12 protein-coding genes are annotated in these 17,193 nt (G+C 65.3%); 5 read left to right on the forward strand and 7 right to left on the reverse strand.

Annotation, left to right across the window (positions count from 1 at the left end):
* Positions 1–107 precede the first annotated feature (107 nt).
* The 4 genes from AC04MD_RS14055 to AC04MD_RS14070 form a co-directional block, all read right to left on the reverse strand.
* Positions 108–2,999: a TonB-dependent receptor plug domain-containing protein gene (locus AC04MD_RS14055; RefSeq protein ID WP_475497895.1), complete on the reverse strand. Its 2,892-nt coding sequence runs from the start codon at positions 2,997–2,999 to the stop codon at positions 108–110.
* A gap of 322 nt (positions 3,000–3,321) precedes the next feature.
* Complete coding sequence (locus AC04MD_RS14060; RefSeq protein WP_475497896.1) at positions 3,322–4,083, reverse strand: N-acetylmuramoyl-L-alanine amidase; 762 nt, start codon at positions 4,081–4,083, stop codon at positions 3,322–3,324.
* 136 nt (positions 4,084–4,219) lie between these two features.
* The gene (locus AC04MD_RS14065; protein WP_475497897.1) at positions 4,220–7,255 is read right to left on the reverse strand and encodes a TonB-dependent receptor; all 3,036 of its coding nucleotides are present in this window, start codon (positions 7,253–7,255) and stop codon (positions 4,220–4,222) included.
* Between the two features lie 49 nt (positions 7,256–7,304).
* On the reverse strand, positions 7,305–8,726 hold the full coding sequence (locus AC04MD_RS14070) for a transglutaminase-like domain-containing protein (protein WP_475498171.1): 1,422 nt from the start codon (positions 8,724–8,726) through the stop codon (positions 7,305–7,307).
* Between the two features lie 299 nt (positions 8,727–9,025).
* On the opposite strand from AC04MD_RS14070, the gene AC04MD_RS14075 reads away from it, so the two are divergent.
* Genes AC04MD_RS14075 through AC04MD_RS14095 form a run of 5 tightly spaced genes read left to right on the forward strand, consistent with a single transcriptional unit; the run spans position 9,026 to position 14,506 of the window.
* The gene (locus AC04MD_RS14075) at positions 9,026–10,450 is read left to right on the forward strand and encodes a C40 family peptidase (protein WP_475497898.1); all 1,425 of its coding nucleotides are present in this window, start codon (positions 9,026–9,028) and stop codon (positions 10,448–10,450) included.
* Positions 10,447–11,544 carry a dipeptide epimerase gene (locus tag AC04MD_RS14080; RefSeq protein ID WP_475497899.1) on the forward strand — a complete coding sequence of 366 codons (1,098 nt, stop codon included), beginning with the start codon at positions 10,447–10,449 and terminating at the stop codon, positions 11,542–11,544. The genes AC04MD_RS14075 and AC04MD_RS14080 overlap by 4 nt, the downstream gene beginning before the upstream one ends.
* Positions 11,545–11,598: 54 nt before the next feature.
* Entirely contained in the window at positions 11,599–12,456 is an 858-nt protein-coding gene (locus tag AC04MD_RS14085; RefSeq protein WP_475497900.1) for a MurR/RpiR family transcriptional regulator, read from the forward strand.
* Positions 12,456–13,247, forward strand: a complete 792-nt coding sequence (locus AC04MD_RS14090) for a L,D-transpeptidase family protein (protein ID WP_475497901.1) — start codon at positions 12,456–12,458, stop codon at positions 13,245–13,247. The genes AC04MD_RS14085 and AC04MD_RS14090 overlap by 1 nt, the downstream gene beginning before the upstream one ends.
* Positions 13,244–14,506: a dicarboxylate/amino acid:cation symporter gene (locus AC04MD_RS14095; RefSeq protein ID WP_475497902.1), complete on the forward strand. Its 1,263-nt coding sequence runs from the start codon at positions 13,244–13,246 to the stop codon at positions 14,504–14,506. The genes AC04MD_RS14090 and AC04MD_RS14095 overlap by 4 nt, the downstream gene beginning before the upstream one ends.
* Positions 14,507–14,516: 10 nt before the next feature.
* Here AC04MD_RS14095 and AC04MD_RS14100 read toward each other — a convergent pair whose 3' ends face one another.
* From AC04MD_RS14100 to AC04MD_RS14110, 3 genes are all read right to left on the reverse strand, one after another.
* Positions 14,517–14,714, reverse strand: a complete 198-nt coding sequence (locus AC04MD_RS14100; RefSeq protein ID WP_475497903.1) for a hypothetical protein — start codon at positions 14,712–14,714, stop codon at positions 14,517–14,519.
* Positions 14,715–14,762: 48 nt separating this feature from the next.
* On the reverse strand, positions 14,763–15,185 hold the full coding sequence (locus tag AC04MD_RS14105) for a transposase (RefSeq protein ID WP_475497904.1): 423 nt from the start codon (positions 15,183–15,185) through the stop codon (positions 14,763–14,765).
* Positions 15,186–16,084: 899 nt separating this feature from the next.
* Positions 16,085–17,170, reverse strand: coding sequence for a hypothetical protein (locus AC04MD_RS14110; RefSeq protein ID WP_475497905.1), 1,086 nt, complete (start codon positions 17,168–17,170; stop codon positions 16,085–16,087).
* Between the last annotated feature and the right edge of the window lie 23 nt (positions 17,171–17,193).

The following is a 17,193-nucleotide window of genomic DNA, read 5'->3' on the forward strand; positions in this document are numbered from 1 at the left end:
AAGGCTCGGGTATTCGCGGGATCGCGAAAGCGGCGCCCCGCATGAAGGCGGGTCTCCGCCGCTGTGGCGGAGACCCGGTTCCTCGATCGATCCGAAAGCGGATCAGGTCAGTCGAACTTGTACTCGACCATCAGCGCGAACGAACGGCCGCGCGGATCGGCGACGCGCGGTTCCCAGGCGGCACCGGACGCGAAGTCGTTCTGGTGCGCGGTGAACGGAGGATCTTCGTTGAGCAGGTTGCGCACGATGAAGGTGAACTTGGCGTTCTCCAGGCCGGTCCAGCCCAGGCTGTAGTTGTAGGTGATGTAGTCGTCGACATCCGGATTCCAGTCCTCCGGGATGAAGCTGCCGTTGACCACGCTCACCGGCAACTCGTCCTTGTAGCCGTCGCGGTAGATCTGCGTCAGCGTATGCGACCAGTCACCCTTGGCCCACGCGAAGCTCAGCATGTGCTTCCACTTCAGCGGCAGATTGTAATAACGGATGTACTTGCCGACCTGGTTCGGGCCATACGGACGGCTTTCCAGCGGCTTCTCCTGGAAGCTGTCGATGTAGCTGCCGTTGAGATTGACGCGGAAGGTGCCGCCGGCCAAGTCGCCGATCAGGTTGGCGTCCAGCTCGACGCCGCTGATCAGCGTGCCACCGGAGTTGATGAAGCGGCGATCGATGGCGACCACCTGGCCGCTGCTGTCGCGGATCCAGTTGGCAGCGAAGAGGTCGTAATTCGCGACCAGCGTGGCCTGGTTGGGCACGCGGATGGTGTTGGTGCGCTCGATCTCCCACCAGTCGAGGCTGACATTGAAGTGCTCGTTGGGCGCGAACACCACACCGAAGCTCTTCTGGTCGGAGGTTTCCGGCTTCAGGTCGGCCTTGCCGCCGGTGAGGATGTCGGGCTGGATGGCCGCGCAACCCGGCACCGTCGTACTGGCCACGCCGCTCGGGCAGCTGGCCGGATCGACCAGGTCGAAACCGGTGTACGGGCTGGAGGTGACGCCGCTGAAGAGCTTGGTGAACTCGGGCACCTTGAAGCCGTCGCTGATCGCGCCGCGGAAGGCCAGCGAATCGATCGGCTGCCACTTGAACGAGAACTTCGGATTGATGGTGCTGCCGAAGCCGTCGTAATCGTCGCGGCGCACCGCCAGGCTCACCTCCAGGCTGTCCACGATCGGCAGGAAGGCTTCGGCGTAGACCGCCTTCACGTCGCGCGACACCTTGGGCAGGTTGTTGGTGGCGTCGAAGGGCGCACCGAAGATGTAGCTGTTGTCGAGGACGATGCCGTCCTTGGTCGAGCCGAACTCGAACTCTTCGCGGCGCAGGTCGACACCGACCGCCGCCATCACTTCGCCACCCCACAGGTTGAAGCCCAGGCCGCCGGAGAACGCGGCATCCAGCGTCGTGACCGTGGACTCGCCGCCGTACAGGCGCACGCCGGCGGCCGAGGCGGCTCGCAGCATCTCGACGCCCCGCGGATCGTGCTGCTGGCCCGGCATCAGGAACGGATTCAGGAAACCGCTGCCCAGTGCCGTCTTGAAGCCCGGCGTGAAGTAGTAGCCGCTACCCAGCACGGACTCGGCCTCGCTCGCGGCACGCGACAGGCCGACGTCGTAGTCCCAGCTGCCGATCGTGCCGTCCATGCCTACCAGGAAGCGATACGCCTTGGTGGTCGTCTCGATCTGGCGCGGACCGCAGACTTCGCAGCGCCACCGGTACGGGATCGGGCGACCGTAGACCAGGTTCGTGGGGCCGAAGTAACTGGCGAGCGCGTTGTAGACCATGTTGTAGGTGGCCAGCGATTGCGCGTTGCCGGGCTGGTACGGGAACCAGGTGCTCGGACCGAGTGCGGACGCCGCCGTCGAGGTGCTGGAGGTGATCTGCTGCGCCTCGAACTGGCGGTTGGATTCTGACCGCGACGCCATCGCCTCCGCGTAGAAGCGATGGTTCTCGCCGATCTTGAAGGTGGCGCGGCCCAGCGCCTGCAGGCTTTCCTGCGGCTGCTGCATGACCTGCGCGGCCGGATAGTCCCAGGCACACGCGTACTTGGAATTGGGAACGCCCCACAGCCGGTAGGCGTACGGACCCATCATGTCGCCGCCCGCTTCGCACCCTGCGGCACCGGGCAGGTTGAGGATGTTGATCAGCGCCTGTCCGCCACCGCCGGCCGGATCGGCCAGCGTGCCGTTGATGATGCCGCCGGCGATGTTGGACACCGTGGCGAATGGCGTACCGCGCGTGTCCGGCGACAGGCCGCGGTTGAGCTGGAACGTGTTCGAGTAGTCGCGATCGCTGCCCAGCAGGATCTCGTTCTCGCGGTAGTTCATCGTGCCCCAGACGTTCCAGCCGTCGTTGTCGATGTCGCCCGCACCACCCAGCACGCTGTAGGTGTAGATGTTGCCGCCACCCTCCTGCGTGATGTCGAAGCCCGCGTTGACCGTGATGCCCTGGTAGTCGCTGCGGGTGATGAAGTTGATCACGCCGCCGATGGCGTCGGTGCCGTAGACCGCGGATGCACCGTCGCGCAGGACTTCCACGCGGTCGATGGCGGCGAAGGGAATCGAGTTCAGGTCGACCGCCTGGCCGCGCAGGCCGTGCGTTGCGACGCGGCGACCGTTGAGCAGCACCAGCGTGGCGTCGGCGCCCTGGCCGCGCAGGTTGGCGCCCGACACACCGTTGTTGCCGCGCAGATCGGCCGGCGCGATGCCGGCGTTGGAAGCAAGACTGTCCGAAGCGTTACTGGCGACGTTGAGGAACTGCAGCAGCTGTTCCGCCGAGGTGATGCCCTGCGCCTCGATCTCCGCTTTCTGGATGATGGTGACGGGCAGCGCCGCCTCCACGTCGGTGCGCTTGATGCGCGAACCGGTCACGGTGACGGTGTCGAGGGTGCGGGCGCTCCCGGAAGGGGCGGCCGTCTCCTGCGCGAACACGACGCCCGGAACGGCCAGACCCAGCAGGATGGCGGTGGCAAGGTGAGTGGGCCGGAGCGAAGGACGTCGAGCGGGCATGCGGATCTCCTCTGAATGTCTGTACGCGCGGTGCGCGCGACCGATGTGATGGGCTGCGATACGCCTGACGCGCGGTACGGGAGCCGACACCGGCAGCCGATGCAGGCTGCGTTGCGGTCGTTCGTCGATCCCCGGCCCGGATGGCTCCCCATTCGCGCCTTGCCGCGCATCCCATCCCGGGTGCGCACCACAGATTGCTTTTGAAACGGACCACACCGGCACCCCTGCCGGCAAACCCCTGTGATGGCGGTGTAGCACGCACCATGACCGCAGTCAATAAATTATTCTTGCATTGCAAAAAAACCGACTTGAATATTCCTGTTCATGGCGGTGGCGTGGCGGTTGGCGCCGTCAACGCGTGCAGGATGCGCAGGTCTTCCGCATCCAGTTCGGTGCCGTCCATGCCGCGGAAGCGGTGGTGGAACGCGCGCACCGTATCGGCGCGGTTGTCGACGGAATACCCGATCGCCTGAAGCGCCAGCCACGGGTCGAAACCGGGCGGCGGATCACCGGCGCCGGCGGCCGGCCAGATGCCGAAGCCCGCCTCCGCAAGCCGCTTCCACGGGAACAGCGGGCCCGGATCGATCTTGCGGGACGGCGCCAGATCCGAGTGACCGATGATCTGCGCAGGTGGAATGCGCAGTCGCTGCGTCAGGTCGCGCAGCAGCACGATCAGGCTGTCGATCTGCACGTCGGGAAACGGGCTCTTGCCGTCGTTGTCGATCTCGATGCCGATGGAGGCGTTGTTGACGTCGGTGATCGCGCCCCAGCGACCGGCGCCGGCATGCCAGGCACGGCGCGAATCGCTGACCAGCTGGTAGATCTTGCCGTCCTTGCCCAGCAGATAGTGCGAACTCACACGCCCACCACTGTTGCGGCTGCGGAGGGTATCCAGCGACTGCTCCACCGAATCCTGTTCGGTGTAGTGCAGCACGATGACTACCGGCCGCCGTTCGTCGAAGTTCTTCGACGGCACCCAGGTGGCAAGCGGATTGCGCGGCCCGGAGTGCGCGCATGCACCCAGCAGCAGGATGAGCGCGGCGAGCGCCGCGGATCGGCATGCGGACGGAACGTGCTTCGTCATGATGGAACCCTCGATGAGCCGCCGTGCATAGGAATAGCACGGACGATGCGGTCGGACGCGGACGACCGCGACAAAGAAAGGCCTGCCGCGAACGGCAGGCCACCGGAGAAACACGAAAGGGGCAGGCGTGCCGCGATCAGAAGTTCCAGGTCACGACCAGTTGGGCGTAGCGCGGGGATTGCCAGCGCGTGCCGGTACCGAAGGTGGTGCGATAGTCGCCGGGGCCCCGTTCATAGCGTTGCCGCACGTTGATGACTTCCTGGTCGTTGAGCAGGTTGTAGACTGACAAGCGCGCCTTCAGGTCGATGCCTTCCACCGGCAGTGTCCAGGCAACGCTCGCACCCACGTTGTACGTCCAAGGCATACGGCCGAATGCGCCGCGTTCGGAGAACTGGTAGACACGCTGGCTGTAGGCGCCACCGCAATTCTGCACGCAGATCCAGCCCGAGCCGCCACCACTGCCTTCGGAGGTGAAGCTGCCGACGGCGAAGTTCTCGTCAGGCCAGCTCACGCCGAATGCCGTGATGGGCGCACCCGACTGTGCGGTCAACGTTGCGCCGACGCTCCACATGTCGCTCAGCTTGTAGCTGCCGCGAAGCTTGATCTGATGCCGGTGATCGTTGAACAGATCGCCATAGCGCTCGTTCACCGCCGGATGGTCCCAGTGCTGGACCATGCCGGTGTCACCGTAGTTGGTATCCGAGTTCACCGGTCCTTCGTGGTTGCCGTCCAGCTTCGACCAGAGATAGGACGCGTTGAAGGCCCACTTGTCGTCCCACGCGCGGTCTATCTGGAACTCGACGGCCTTGTACGTGCGGCGTGGCTCCTTGTACCCGATGATGCGATTGCTTCCGACGGTGATGTAGCCCTCCTTCGACGTATCGATGGTGACCCAGCCGTCCTGTGCACAGCCCATCGCGGTGGTTCCCCACAGGGTCAGCTCGTCACCCGGGTTCGCGATCGGGAACAGCGTGCCATGGCGTACACCGCAGAGCGCATTGATGCGGACGTCGTCGAGCGCACGCTCCATCTTGCGGTAGGTCGCATTGACGCCCCACGACCATGTCTGGCTAAGCACACTCTGGAAACCGAGGATGAATTCGTCCTGATACACCGCCTCCAGATCGCGATCGACGCTCTGCCTCAGGTCACCGACCGTGACGTTCATGTCGTCGTCCACCGGTCCGATCTGCGCGCCGAGCACCGGCGCCATGTAGGCGGAGCCCGTGACCGGATTGGTGGCGGGAGTAAAACCGTTGAGCGCCCAATAGGTGTACTCATCGGTCAGGCCGCCGGCGAACGTGTAGTTGATGTTGTTGGTGACCGGCAGGTAGTAGCGCCCAGCATTGCCGAACAACTTCATCCGGCCATCATTGCGCATGTCCCACGAGAAGCCCACGCGGGGCGAGACCAGATCGTCCATCTTGATGAAGCTGCCACCGGCGGCCGTCTTGTTGTCGAAGGCGTCCACGCGCAGACCAAGGTTGAGGATCAGCCCCGGTGCGACGCTCCAGATGTCTTCGACATAGAACGCATTGGCCGTGGTCTCGAATACACCGCCGTCGGCGCGCTTGCGGCCCATGACGATCGCCGTTACCCCCGCAGGCACGGTCGCCCCGTTGTCCAACGGCGTACCCGGAACGCGCGAGTAGATCGTGTAACGCGTCGCATCGGGTCCGGGATAGAACGTGGTCCGGTCGGTGGTCATCTCTTCCCGGTCCAGACCGAACCTCAACAGGTGGTCGCCCAGTGTCCACTCGAAGTCGAAGCGGCCGACCTTGCGTTCGTCCTGATGGTCTACCACGGCCGTGCCCGTCGTAGGATGGCAGCTGACGGGCGGACGCCCCATCCCGTTGTAGACGTTGTTGTAGCTGGAATCGATGATCACCTGCGAACACAGGTCATCGGCGGCGGAAAACGCCACCGCCTGACTGCGATTGAAACCATACAGCGCCTTGGCCGTGAAGTTGTCGCCGAAGTGTCCCGTATAGGTGGCCGATCCGCTGGTGCCGCCACCGCGCGACGTGTTGAACCCGGTGAAGGCGCCCAGCGTGGCGGCATCCCAGTTGTAACCATAGACGTCGGTAATCGTCTCCGCCTCGTCGGAGAACGCCATCAGTTCGAGCAGATGATCGTCGTTGATGTTCCAGTCCAGCTTCGCGCCCCAGAAGCCATTGTCGCTGGCACCCTCGTTCCAGCTCGAGTTGCTTCCCAGGTAATACTCGGAATCCGTCTTTCGCTGCTCGTACATCGCAAACAGGAACAGCTTGTCCTTGACCAGCGGTCCTGATGCCCAGACGTTGCCCTTCATGAAGCTGCTGTCGTCGCGGCTGTTGCGGTAATACACCGGCGAAGGCCGTCCCAGCGAGTCGACGTCCGTGAACTGGTGGTCGTCGGCGCTCGACTTCCAGGCACTGGGCTCGAAGGTGAAGGTCACGCCGCCTTCGAACTCGTTGCTGCCCCGCCGGGTCACGGCATTGATGACGCCGCCCGTACTGCGGCCGAACTCGACCGAGTATCCGCCCGTCTTGACCTGGAATGCCTGGAAGAAGTCGAACGGGGCGGACGAGAAGCTCTGCCTCCGGTAGAAGTCGGTGACGTTCAGTCCGTTGATGAAGACCGAATTCTCGGCCACGGAAGAGCCGCCGAAGGAAATTCCGCCGAACGAGGAATTGCCCCCGATCACGCCCGGCGCGACCAGCGCCACGGCACTCAGGCTCTGCTCGACCGGGAGGCGTGCGATCTCCTGGCGGTCGATGTTGGTCGCCACTTCGGTCGAGTACACATCGACCCGATTGATGACGCGCGATCCTTTCACCTCGACTGCGTCCAGATTGGTGAGATTGCCCTCCGCACCCAGATTGACGGTGGTGGTACCGCCGAGCGCCACATTGACCGAAACGCTCTGGCCGACCTGCTCGCCAGCGCGCTTCACCTGCAGGCTGTAGTCGCCGATCGGCAGCTGGGTCAGCCGATAGCTGCCGTTGCCTTCGACCGTGACGGTACGCGTGGCGCCCGTCGCCGTGTTGACGATGGTGATCTGATCGCCCGCGTTCGCGCGGCCCGCGACCGCGCCGGTCGCGCTCTGCGCCATCGCCAGCGGCGCCATCGTGGCGATGCACGCGCCCAGCGCGATACCCAGCGCCGCTTTCTTCAGAACCTTGCCTTTCATCCCCGCTCTCTCCTGCTAAAGATGGTGGTGGAAACGTGTGGTGGTGGCGTCAGCCGCGCCCGTCCCGCGGCAACACAGTCCAGTCGAACCGGTAATCCCATTGGTCGAAGTAGAGGTTTCCGCCCCTCCATTCGACTTCGCCGCGCTGCAGGTCCACGGTTTCGGACCGCACGTGCCGCTTGGCGGGGATGAACTCTCGCGAGTAGTCGTCGTTGAACGCGACGCGGTAGGCGTCCAGCCCGCCGAGGTAGAACCAGCGGAGCGCCGGGTCGTCCGACGCGAGCTGGCCGGTGGTCACGTCCATCGGCACCCAGCCGTACGGCGCGAGGTACAGCGCGCCCCAGTCGTGCATGGTGTCGTGGCCTTCGGCGTCTTCGGAGTACGCCCAGCCTGACTGCCAGCGCGCGGGAATGCCGTTCATCCGCAGCAGCGTGATCAGCAGCAGCGTCTGCTGCCCGCAGTCGGCATGGCCCGCACGGAACGCGTAGTCGCTGAGGTTGCTGATCGTGGAGTACTCGCGTGCGCCGGCCCAGGGGATGCGGTCCACCGCCGCGAACAGTTTCTGGGCGATGCGGTACGGATTCTTCTCGTCGCCAACGACCTGCTCGCTGAAACGGCGCAGGTCGTCGCCGAAGACAACATGCGGCGCGCGCTCGTCGAGGAAGGGCGCGAGCTCCGGCGTGGCCACCACCGGCGCCACGCGGGCCGCATCGATCGCCACGTGCCGCGCATGCACGGTGACTTCGTATGTCACCGAGAAGGTCGTCGGCTGGCCGGCCACCGCCGGTCGCTCGAGATAGGCGGTGCGCTGCAGCGCGCGTTCCGGCGCCACCTGCGGACGCTCTGGTTCGCTCGCCACCAGTGCGATCGCTTCCTGCTGTCCCGCGATCGCACGGGGATACGGTAGCCACGCACGCACGGTCTCGCCCGCCGGCACCGCGTCGGGCTTCACGCTGACGCTGTGGGTGATGCGCACGCGACGCGGCAGCGTGCTGGTCGCGCCCGTCGCTTTCGCGACCTGTACGACGTCGCGATGATGGCGATGGAGCGTTTCGTAGGGCCCCTGGACGAAGGGCAGCACCGGCGGCGCGCGGCGCGCGGCGGCCTCCGCACTCAGCCGGAACAGGTTGGAGGCCGAGCGGTTGAAGTAGCGCGGCTCGCCATCGATATCCAGCCGCTCGATCAGTCCGTCACGGTCCCAACGCTGGAATTCGTCTTCGTGCAGGTCGGGCACCTGCGCTCGGATGCGCTCTCGTACGGCTGCGGCGTCGAGGGAGAAGTCGAGGCGGATACGGCGCATGCGCTCGCGCTGGAACAGCAGCGCTTGACGGCCGGCGGTATCGGCATCCCGGCTCGCCAAGGCACGTGCGATGGCGGCTTCCGCGTCGCCGAAACGTCCCTGGTCGATGTCCGCGACGATGGCGGCCAGGGGGTCGTCCGCCTCGGCCAGGGCAGGCAGCGGGAGTACCATCGGCCACCCGAGCAGGGACAGCCACGCGGCCAGCCGGCGTCCGGCGCGCCTGCCGCGTCCTGTCACCACGTGCTGGCTCCTGCTGGCATCCACGTCGCACATCCCCACGCCGACCGGTCACGGCTGTGTAACACGGCATAAACACAAGGGTCAATAATTTATTCTTGATTTTTATGAAGGAAGAAATAAATATTCTTGTGGAAACCGCCCCCGACATGGCGTCATCGTTGGAGGGCGGGCCTGACAGAGGGGAGTGGATGAACGCATCGATGCCGTATCGGCCCCCGGGCCGGCCACGCGTGACCGCCCGATCCACGTCGGCGGGGCGCTGGAAAGCCTTCGCCCTGCTTGGCCTGTTGGCTACCGGCCTGCCCGCCCAGGCGCGCGGCCCCCTGCCGGTTCCCGCCCATGCCGTCATCGGCGTGCAGGACCGGCATCTCCAGGCCGAGGACTGGATCCGCCGGCTGGCCACGCCGGACCGCCTGCGACTGGATGCCGCCGGCGTGGCGAAGCAGAACGCCGGTCTGTGGCAGAGCGACCGCCACGCCCATGTGCTGCAGCACCTGCCCACGGAGCTCACCCGGGCTCAGGTACGCGGTTGGCTGGATCCGCTGTCCGCTCCCCCGACCCGCACGCTGTACGACGAGCAGGGCCGCGAGATCGCGAAGCCGCAACTGGCAGCCATCGCGGCCAATGCGGCGGTCGATGCCGTCGCCGCGACTGCCCCGGCGCGCTATGGCCTGGTCGTGCATCGTGCCGACCTCCGCACCTTCCCGACCCGGCAACGCGTCTTCAGCAGTCAGGGCGACACCGACATCGACCGCTTCCAGGAAAGCGCGCTGTTCCCGGGCACGCCGGTCGTGATCGCGCACACCAGCGCCGATGGCGACTGGTACTTCGTGGTGAGCCCGCTGTATGCCGCGTGGATCGAGAAGCGGTTCGTCGGCGAAGGCACCCGCGACACCGTGCTCGGCTACGGCGCCGATACACCCGCGCTGGTCGTGACCGGCGCCACCGCGCGCACGGTCTACAACCCGGAAGAGCCGGGCCTGTCGGCGCTGCAACTCGACATGGGCGTGCGCGTTCCCGTGCTGGCCGATTGGCCGGCCGACAAACCGGTGAACGGGCAGCACCCCTACACCTCCCACGTCATCCAGCTGCCGGTACGCCGCGCCGACGGCGCGCTCGCGCTGCTGCCGGCGCTGCTGCCGCGGACCGCCGATGTCGCACCGGACTACCTGCCCTACACCGCCGCCAACCTGCTCCGCCAGAGCTTCAAGTTCCTTGGCGAGCGCTACGGGTGGGGCCACAGCTACGACAGCCGCGACTGCAGCGGCTTCGTGTCCGAGGTGTACCGCAGCATGGGCATCGTCCTGCCGCGCAACACCAGTGCGCAGGCGGTCAGCCCGGCGTTGGAGCGCGTCGGCTTCGAGGCTGGCGACAGCCACGAGAAGCGCCTGGCCGTGCTGCGCACGCTGCAGGTCGGCGACCTGGTCTATATCCCCGGGCACGTGATGATGGTGATCGGCCACGACAACGGCACCACCTACACCATCCACGACACCACCGGCATCACCTACCGCGGCGCCGACGGGCAGGTCGTTCGCACGCGCCTCAATTCGGTGGCGGTCACTCCGCTGGAGCCCTTGCTGTTCAACAGCGAGCAGTCCACCGTCGACCGCATCACCGCCATCCAGCGCATCCGTCCCCAAGGGGCTCCATGAAGATCACCGACATCACCTTCGGCATGCTGCGCGTGCCGCTGAAGACTCCGTTCAAGACCGCGCTGCGCACCGTCGACACGGTGGAAGACATCGTGGTGATCGTGAAGACCGACACCGGCCACGTCGGTTACGGCGAGGCGCCGGCCACGGCGGTGATCACCGGCGACACGCACGGGTCGATCATCGAGGCCATCGGCAAGTTCATCCGCCCGCGCCTGATCGGCCAGGACGTCGCCAACCTCAACCGCATCACCGACCTCATCCAGACCGCGCTCGAGCGCAACACCAGCGCCAAGGCCGCAGTCGAGATCGCGGTGTACGACCTGTGGGCGCAGCTCTACGACGCGCCGCTGTACAAGATGCTGGGCGGCGGCGACCCCGTCATTACCACCGACATCACCATCAGCGTGGACTACATCGACAAGATGGTGGCCGATTCGATCAGCGCGGTGGAGCGCGGCTTCGAGTCGCTGAAGATCAAGGTCGGCAAGGACATCGGCCTGGACATCGAACGCGTCAAGGCCATCTATTCCGCCGTCGAAGGCCGCGCCCTGCTGCGGCTGGACGCCAACCAGGGCTGGACCGCCAAGCAGGCGGTGTTCGCCATGCAACACCTGGAGGACGCCGGCGTCGTGCTGGAGTTGCTGGAGCAGCCGGTAAGGGCGCGGGACCTGGACGGCCTGAAGTACGTCACCGACCGCGTGCACACGCCGGTGATGGCGGATGAGAGCGTCTTCGGCCCGACCGAGGTCATCGACCTGATCAAGATGCGCGCCGCCGACATCATCAACATCAAGCTGATGAAGACCGGCGGCATCTCCAACGCCATCCGCATCGCCGACATCGCGTCGCTGTACGGCGTGGAATGCATGATCGGCTGCATGATCGAGACCAGCATCAGCGTGGCCGCCGCCGTGCACGTGGCCGCGGCGAAGGCCAACGTCATCACCAAGGTGGATCTGGACGGCCCGTCGCTGGGGCAGTTCAACCCGGTCGAGGGCGGGGTGATCTTCAACGAGTCGGAAATCACCATTACCGACGCGCCCGGCCTGGGCATCCGCGAGATCCGTGGCCTGGAGTTGCTGCCGGGCTGAGCCCGGTGGCGATGGCCCGTTGTCAGCACCGTCCACCGCCATCACACTCATGCCATGACAACATCCCTGGTGAAGATCCGCTCCGAACGCGACCAGATGTCGGCCATCGAGCGCCGCATCGCCGACTTCATCCTCGACAACGCGCACCTGCTCCGCGACTACTCGTCGCAGCAGCTGGCCAGCGCGCTCGGCATCAGCCAGTCGAGCGTGGTGAAGTTCGCGCAGAAGTTCGGCTTCAAGGGCTATCCGGACCTCAAGTACACCATCGGCGAAGCGGTCGCCCGCAATGGCAATGGTCAGACGCAACCGCCGGATGCGGAGAAAGCGGAGGCCGGCGATGCCTACCAGCAGCTGCAGGAAGGGCTTCGCCGCAGCAAGATGGCGGCCGAGGAGGAGACGCGCAGCCTCAATCCGCGCACGCACATCGAACCGATCGTCGAACTGATCGACCATGCCGGCAAGGTGTTCGTCTGCGGCCTGGGCGACGACGGCTTGTTCGCGCGCGAGTTCGCCATGCGGCTTTCTCTGCTGGGCCTGCTGACGGTGCACCACGCCGACCCCATCCTGATGATGGCCAACCTGTCGGCGGCACGTCCGGGCGACGTGCTGCTGATGTTCTCCGAGTTCGGCAAGCTGCCCGAACTGTCGCAGGTCAGCCGCCAGTTCCAGGCCTGCGAGGGCAAAGTCATCTCGATCACCCGCCACACCGCCAACCCGCTGCGCGCGCATGCGGACGCGGCGCTGGTGATCTCGGCGCACGACCCGGCGCCGCACGTGGAACAGCTGCTGTACCGCTCGTCGCTGCAGTCGCTGCTGGACTTCGTCTTCGTGCTGCTGTGCCAGACCAATCCGGACCGCAACCGCCAGCTCGCCATCAATCTCGAGCGTATCCATCACCTGCTGGAGTCGTGATGCCCCTGCCTTCGTTGTTGTCTCCCCGCATTCGCTCGCTCGTGCTCGGCGCCGTCCTGTTCGGCACCGGCGTCCACGCCGCTGCCCAGGCACCGGCGCCGGCCTCGCAATCTTGGCGCGACGCACGCCAGCTGGTGCTGGTGGTGACCGACGGCTGGGACGCGACGACCGGCACGCTGCAACGCTTCGAGCTGCGCGACGGACGCTGGCAGGCGGTCGCCGCAGCGGCCCCGATCTCGGTAGGACGCAAGGGTGCAGCGTGGGGGCTCGGCCTGCATCCCGCGCAGGCGCAGGGACCACAGAAACAGGAGGGCGATGGCCGCGCTCCGGCGGGCGTGTTCACGCTCGGCGAAGCGTTCGGTTATGCGGCCAAGACCGACACCGCCATGCCCTACCGCGCGATGCAGGCGACCAGCTACTGCATCGATGTTCCTGATTCGCCGCTGTACAACCGCATCATCGATACGCGCATGGAAGGCGAGGCGGCCGCGAAGGGCTCGACCGAGCCCATGCGGCTGGACCTGCACAACCAGGGCGACGAACGTTATCGCGAAGGCCTGGTGATCGGCCACAACCCCAAGGCCACGCCACGCGCCGGCAGCTGCATCTTCGCGCACCTGTGGCGTACGCCGGGCGAACCAACCGCCGGTTGCACCGCGATGGCGGCGGGGACGATGGACGACCTGCTGGCCTGGCTGCGTCCGGATGCACGTCCTGTCTTCGTGCTGCTGCCCCGTGCCGAGTACGCCCGCCTCACCCACGAATGGCAGTTGCCGGAGGCGGCACGATGAGGTGGCCGGGCGCCACTGCGCGCGTTCTCCTCGGGTTGGCGGCCGGCGCCGTCGTGGGGCTGGCGTTGGCCCACTGGTCGCCGACGAGTGCGGCCACCGCGGTCGCCATCGCCCAGCCGATCGGCAAGCTGTGGCTCAGCGGCCTGCAGATGACCGTGGTGCCGCTGGTGCTGTCGCTGGTGATCCTGGGGGTCGCGACCGCCAGCGACGCCGCTGCGTCCGGTCGCGTCGCGCGTCGGGCGATGGTGGTGTTCATCTTGCTGCTGTCGCTGTTCGCCGCCTACGCCGCCATCGTCGCGCCGCTGGTGCTGGCGATGGTGCCACCGAGCGAGGCGCTGACGGCCACGCTGCACGGCACGCTGCCGACGTCCGGCGACGTCGCCGCGCCGGCGCTGGCCGACTGGATCGGATCGATCGTGCCGAGCAACGCCATCATGGCGGCGGCGCAGGGCGCGATGCTGCCGGTGGTCGTGTTCGCGCTGTTCTTCGGTTTCGCGCTCACCCGCGTGCAGGAAGACCGCCGCGCCCAGATCATCGGGTTCTGCCACGGCATCGCCGACACCATGATCGTGATCGTGCGATGGATGCTGCTGGCCGCGCCGATCGGCGTGTTCGCGCTGGTGCTCGCAGTGTGCGCACAGGCCGGCATCGGCGTGATCGGCGCGCTGGCGGGCTATATCGCCCTGCAGTGCGGCATGTACCTGGGCGCGACGTTGATCTGTTACGTACTGGTCGCGGTGTTCGCGCGCCAGTCGCCGCTCGCCTTCGCGAAAGCCATCCTGCCGGCGCAGGTGGTGGCGGCCAGCACGCAATCCTCGCTCGCCTCCTTGCCTGCCATGGTCGAGAGCGCGCGCTTCCGCCTGGGACATCCGCGCGCGGTGGCCGCGCTGGTGCTGCCGATGGCGGTCACGCTGTTCCGCATCACCAGCCCGATCCAGTACGTCGTCGCCGCCTGCTTCGTGGCATGGGCGTACGGCATCGACATCAACGCGGTGACGCTCGCCGCCGGCGCGGCGCTCGCCGTGGTGATCAGCCTCGGTTCGATCGGACTGCCGGGACAGGTGAGCTTCATGGCGACCGTCATGCCGGTGACGCAGTCGATGGGCCTGCCGATCGAACCGCTCGGCCTGTTGCTGGCGGTGGACACCATCCCCGACGTGTTCGCCACCACCGGCAATGTCACCGGTGACCTGACCGCCACCAGCATCGTGGCGCGCCAGTCGCCCGACGCCCGCGACAGTGACGCGGACGCCGGCTGACCGGCGGCGCTCAGTGCGCGCTTTCGTCTGCGTTCTTCGGCTCGCTCTCGGGCAACCTGATCGTCTCGATGGCGCCACGCAGCGCGTTGAGACAGATGCGGTGGATATGATGTGTTGATCGCTCATCGTCGCCGTGGACGATGAGCGTGATGTCGGCCATCTGATGGCCCGTGGTTTCGATGACGACGACGCTGTTCTCGTTGGGCATTCGCTCAACTGTTGGTCGATGAGCCACGAGGCCCGGGGCCGATGACGGTCAGAAGGGCGTGAATCGGGGCGCCGCACGTCGTGCGATCGATGCTGGATGACGCGACATCCGATAGTCGTTGACGAGTCGTTTGAGGGGTTCGGCGATATCGACCTGCGATTGCAGCGAGGCGATCACTTCGTCCCAGATGCCGTCCTGTGCCCAGCGGGTAAACCGCACATAGACGCTGTGCCAAGGCCCCCAGGCCCGCGGCAGTCTGCCCCACGGTTGCCGTGTGACCGCAATCCACAGCACCGCCTCGAGGAATGCCCGGGTTCTTACGCCATTGACGGCGCGCGCACGCACGAGCGGTGGCAAGGTCGCCACGATCGCACGCCAGCGCGCCTCATCGAGTCGCCCTGCGGCGGTCGTATCGGTCTTGTCCGTGCGCTCATCATCCAGCGCTTCTCCCCAGCTACGTTCTTCCATCATCGCGCTCTCCTGACGCTCCGAAAAAACCCGCGCGGTTGACCGCGCCGCGAACTCCTTCCGCTCGTCCTTCCATTCGTGTCGCTAGCACGGAAGCGGACACGCGTTGCGCTCGCCGCCTTGATGCGCACTCATGAGCTGAATGGCATAGTTTGTGCGTCAGGAACGGCATAGTTGATACACATCGAAGAATCCCCAGCGAACAGCACTCCGCTCAGGACTACAATTAGCCGATCTAGCCGTACGGATGTTCCCGAGTGATTCCGCCCACACACGCTGATCTCTATGACTTGGCCCGGCATCTAATCTCAAGCCAGATAGGTCGACTTTCACAGCAAAGGCGTGAGGAGCGCAGCCGGCTCAGCTCAACCACAGCTGTCGCAGAAATTGAAGTCCGGATCGACGAACTTCTGGCAGAGCGCGAAGCGCTTTCTATAACGGATCGCTCATCTCTTGAAGAGAGCATCCGCAGATACGCTCGCTCGTCTAAGGGAGCGGAGTGCGCTATCGAGTCAATAAATGAGTTCTATCGCAGCACGTAGGGCCTGAACTGCGCACCCTTTTGCCGGCGACCCTTGACAGAGAGTGTCAGCGGAACGCCGCTTCGCGCCGCACGCTTTGTAGGGGTCAGGGCGGATACTCCGATCACGCACGATCCCAGAGGACGAGCGGGACTGATGTGCACATAGCGTCAGCTCGACCGTTAGAGACTCGTTGTCCCCCTAGACGCGGACAAGCCGATAGGCGGGCGACGTCGCGCCGAAATCAGCGCTCAGTCGCCGGGTAAGGCGCAGTTCAACCTGTCCAGACCGGCGCTTCCCTCGGTCCCCACCATACCCGAGGGCGTTGTCACATTTCACTTCACCCATTTGACAGCCAAACATTGAGCAGCGAATACACTCTCACTGAACGCTTATCGAAACCCTCGAGCCTGCTACAGGTTCTGATTCAGGCGCAAGCTCAAACAGCTCACCTGCTGGGGGAGCACCCGCGCCACCGGCAAGTAGATTCTCGCGGATGGCCTTTATTTGCTCGTCAAACCTCGCGCGAGTCTCCGATCTAAGAGACATGATCGCTGATTGAATAGCCGCTTGATGAGGGATAGGGCTCTTGAGTTGACCAGTGGAATCGAAGGGGTTTCCGGCGTCCGGCAAGTCCTTAAGTGCCGACCTGATCAGATTCGATCTCTCATTGCTACTTGCAGAACCATAGAAGAGCCAGTACATGGCGCCTGCCTGTTCGACACTGACAGAACCGGGCGGGTTCAGCAGACCTCCGAGCTCTTTTAGGATCCTCAAGTCTTGAACCCTACCGAGTCTCGCAAGTGCCTCACTACTCTCTGCCCCAGTTGTCGTCGAGACCACGGTGCCGGCTTGAATTGCCTGACGTGCCAGGAGAGCGATTCTGCGCGGGGTGCATATCGCCTGATTGTCGAGAATATGGAGCGTTACAGACTGATAGGTCGAAGGACGCAGTGCACGGGCACTGTCCGCATGGGCCACCAATGCGTTCAATGTTAGCTCCCTTACTGCGTCAATGTTGTCAGCACCAAAAAGGTATCGCTGCGTGTAGACATCGATCCCAGCCATGGCACTCGACGTACCGAAAGCGATTAGCGCAAGCGAATCCGCATCATTTCTACCACTTCGGTTTCCGATCGCCAGCGCCGTGCCGGCGAGTGTTCCGAGCGTAGTCACGACATCACGCGCAATCAGCAGACGCTCCTGTCGGGTACCGGACTCCCGGAAGAAGTCACTGCAATGCGCATACACCAGCCCAAGGCCGTCACCCAGCATTGCATTGAGCTTGGCCTGGCCTGGATTATCAACGCTAGCATCTCTCGCAGAGCTGATAAATCTATCAACGAGGCCACCGCTTATACCTGGCGGCTGGTAGGGACCGGTGGCCTTCATGACGGTCGGAGAAGCGGGCACGGAGGCGCAACCCACGAGGAGGAGTAGCAGGATTGTGGAAACTGATTGGCGCATCACGTTATCCCCAGAAGTGTTCA

The organism is Pseudoxanthomonas sp. LjRoot206 (assembly GCF_056175725.1).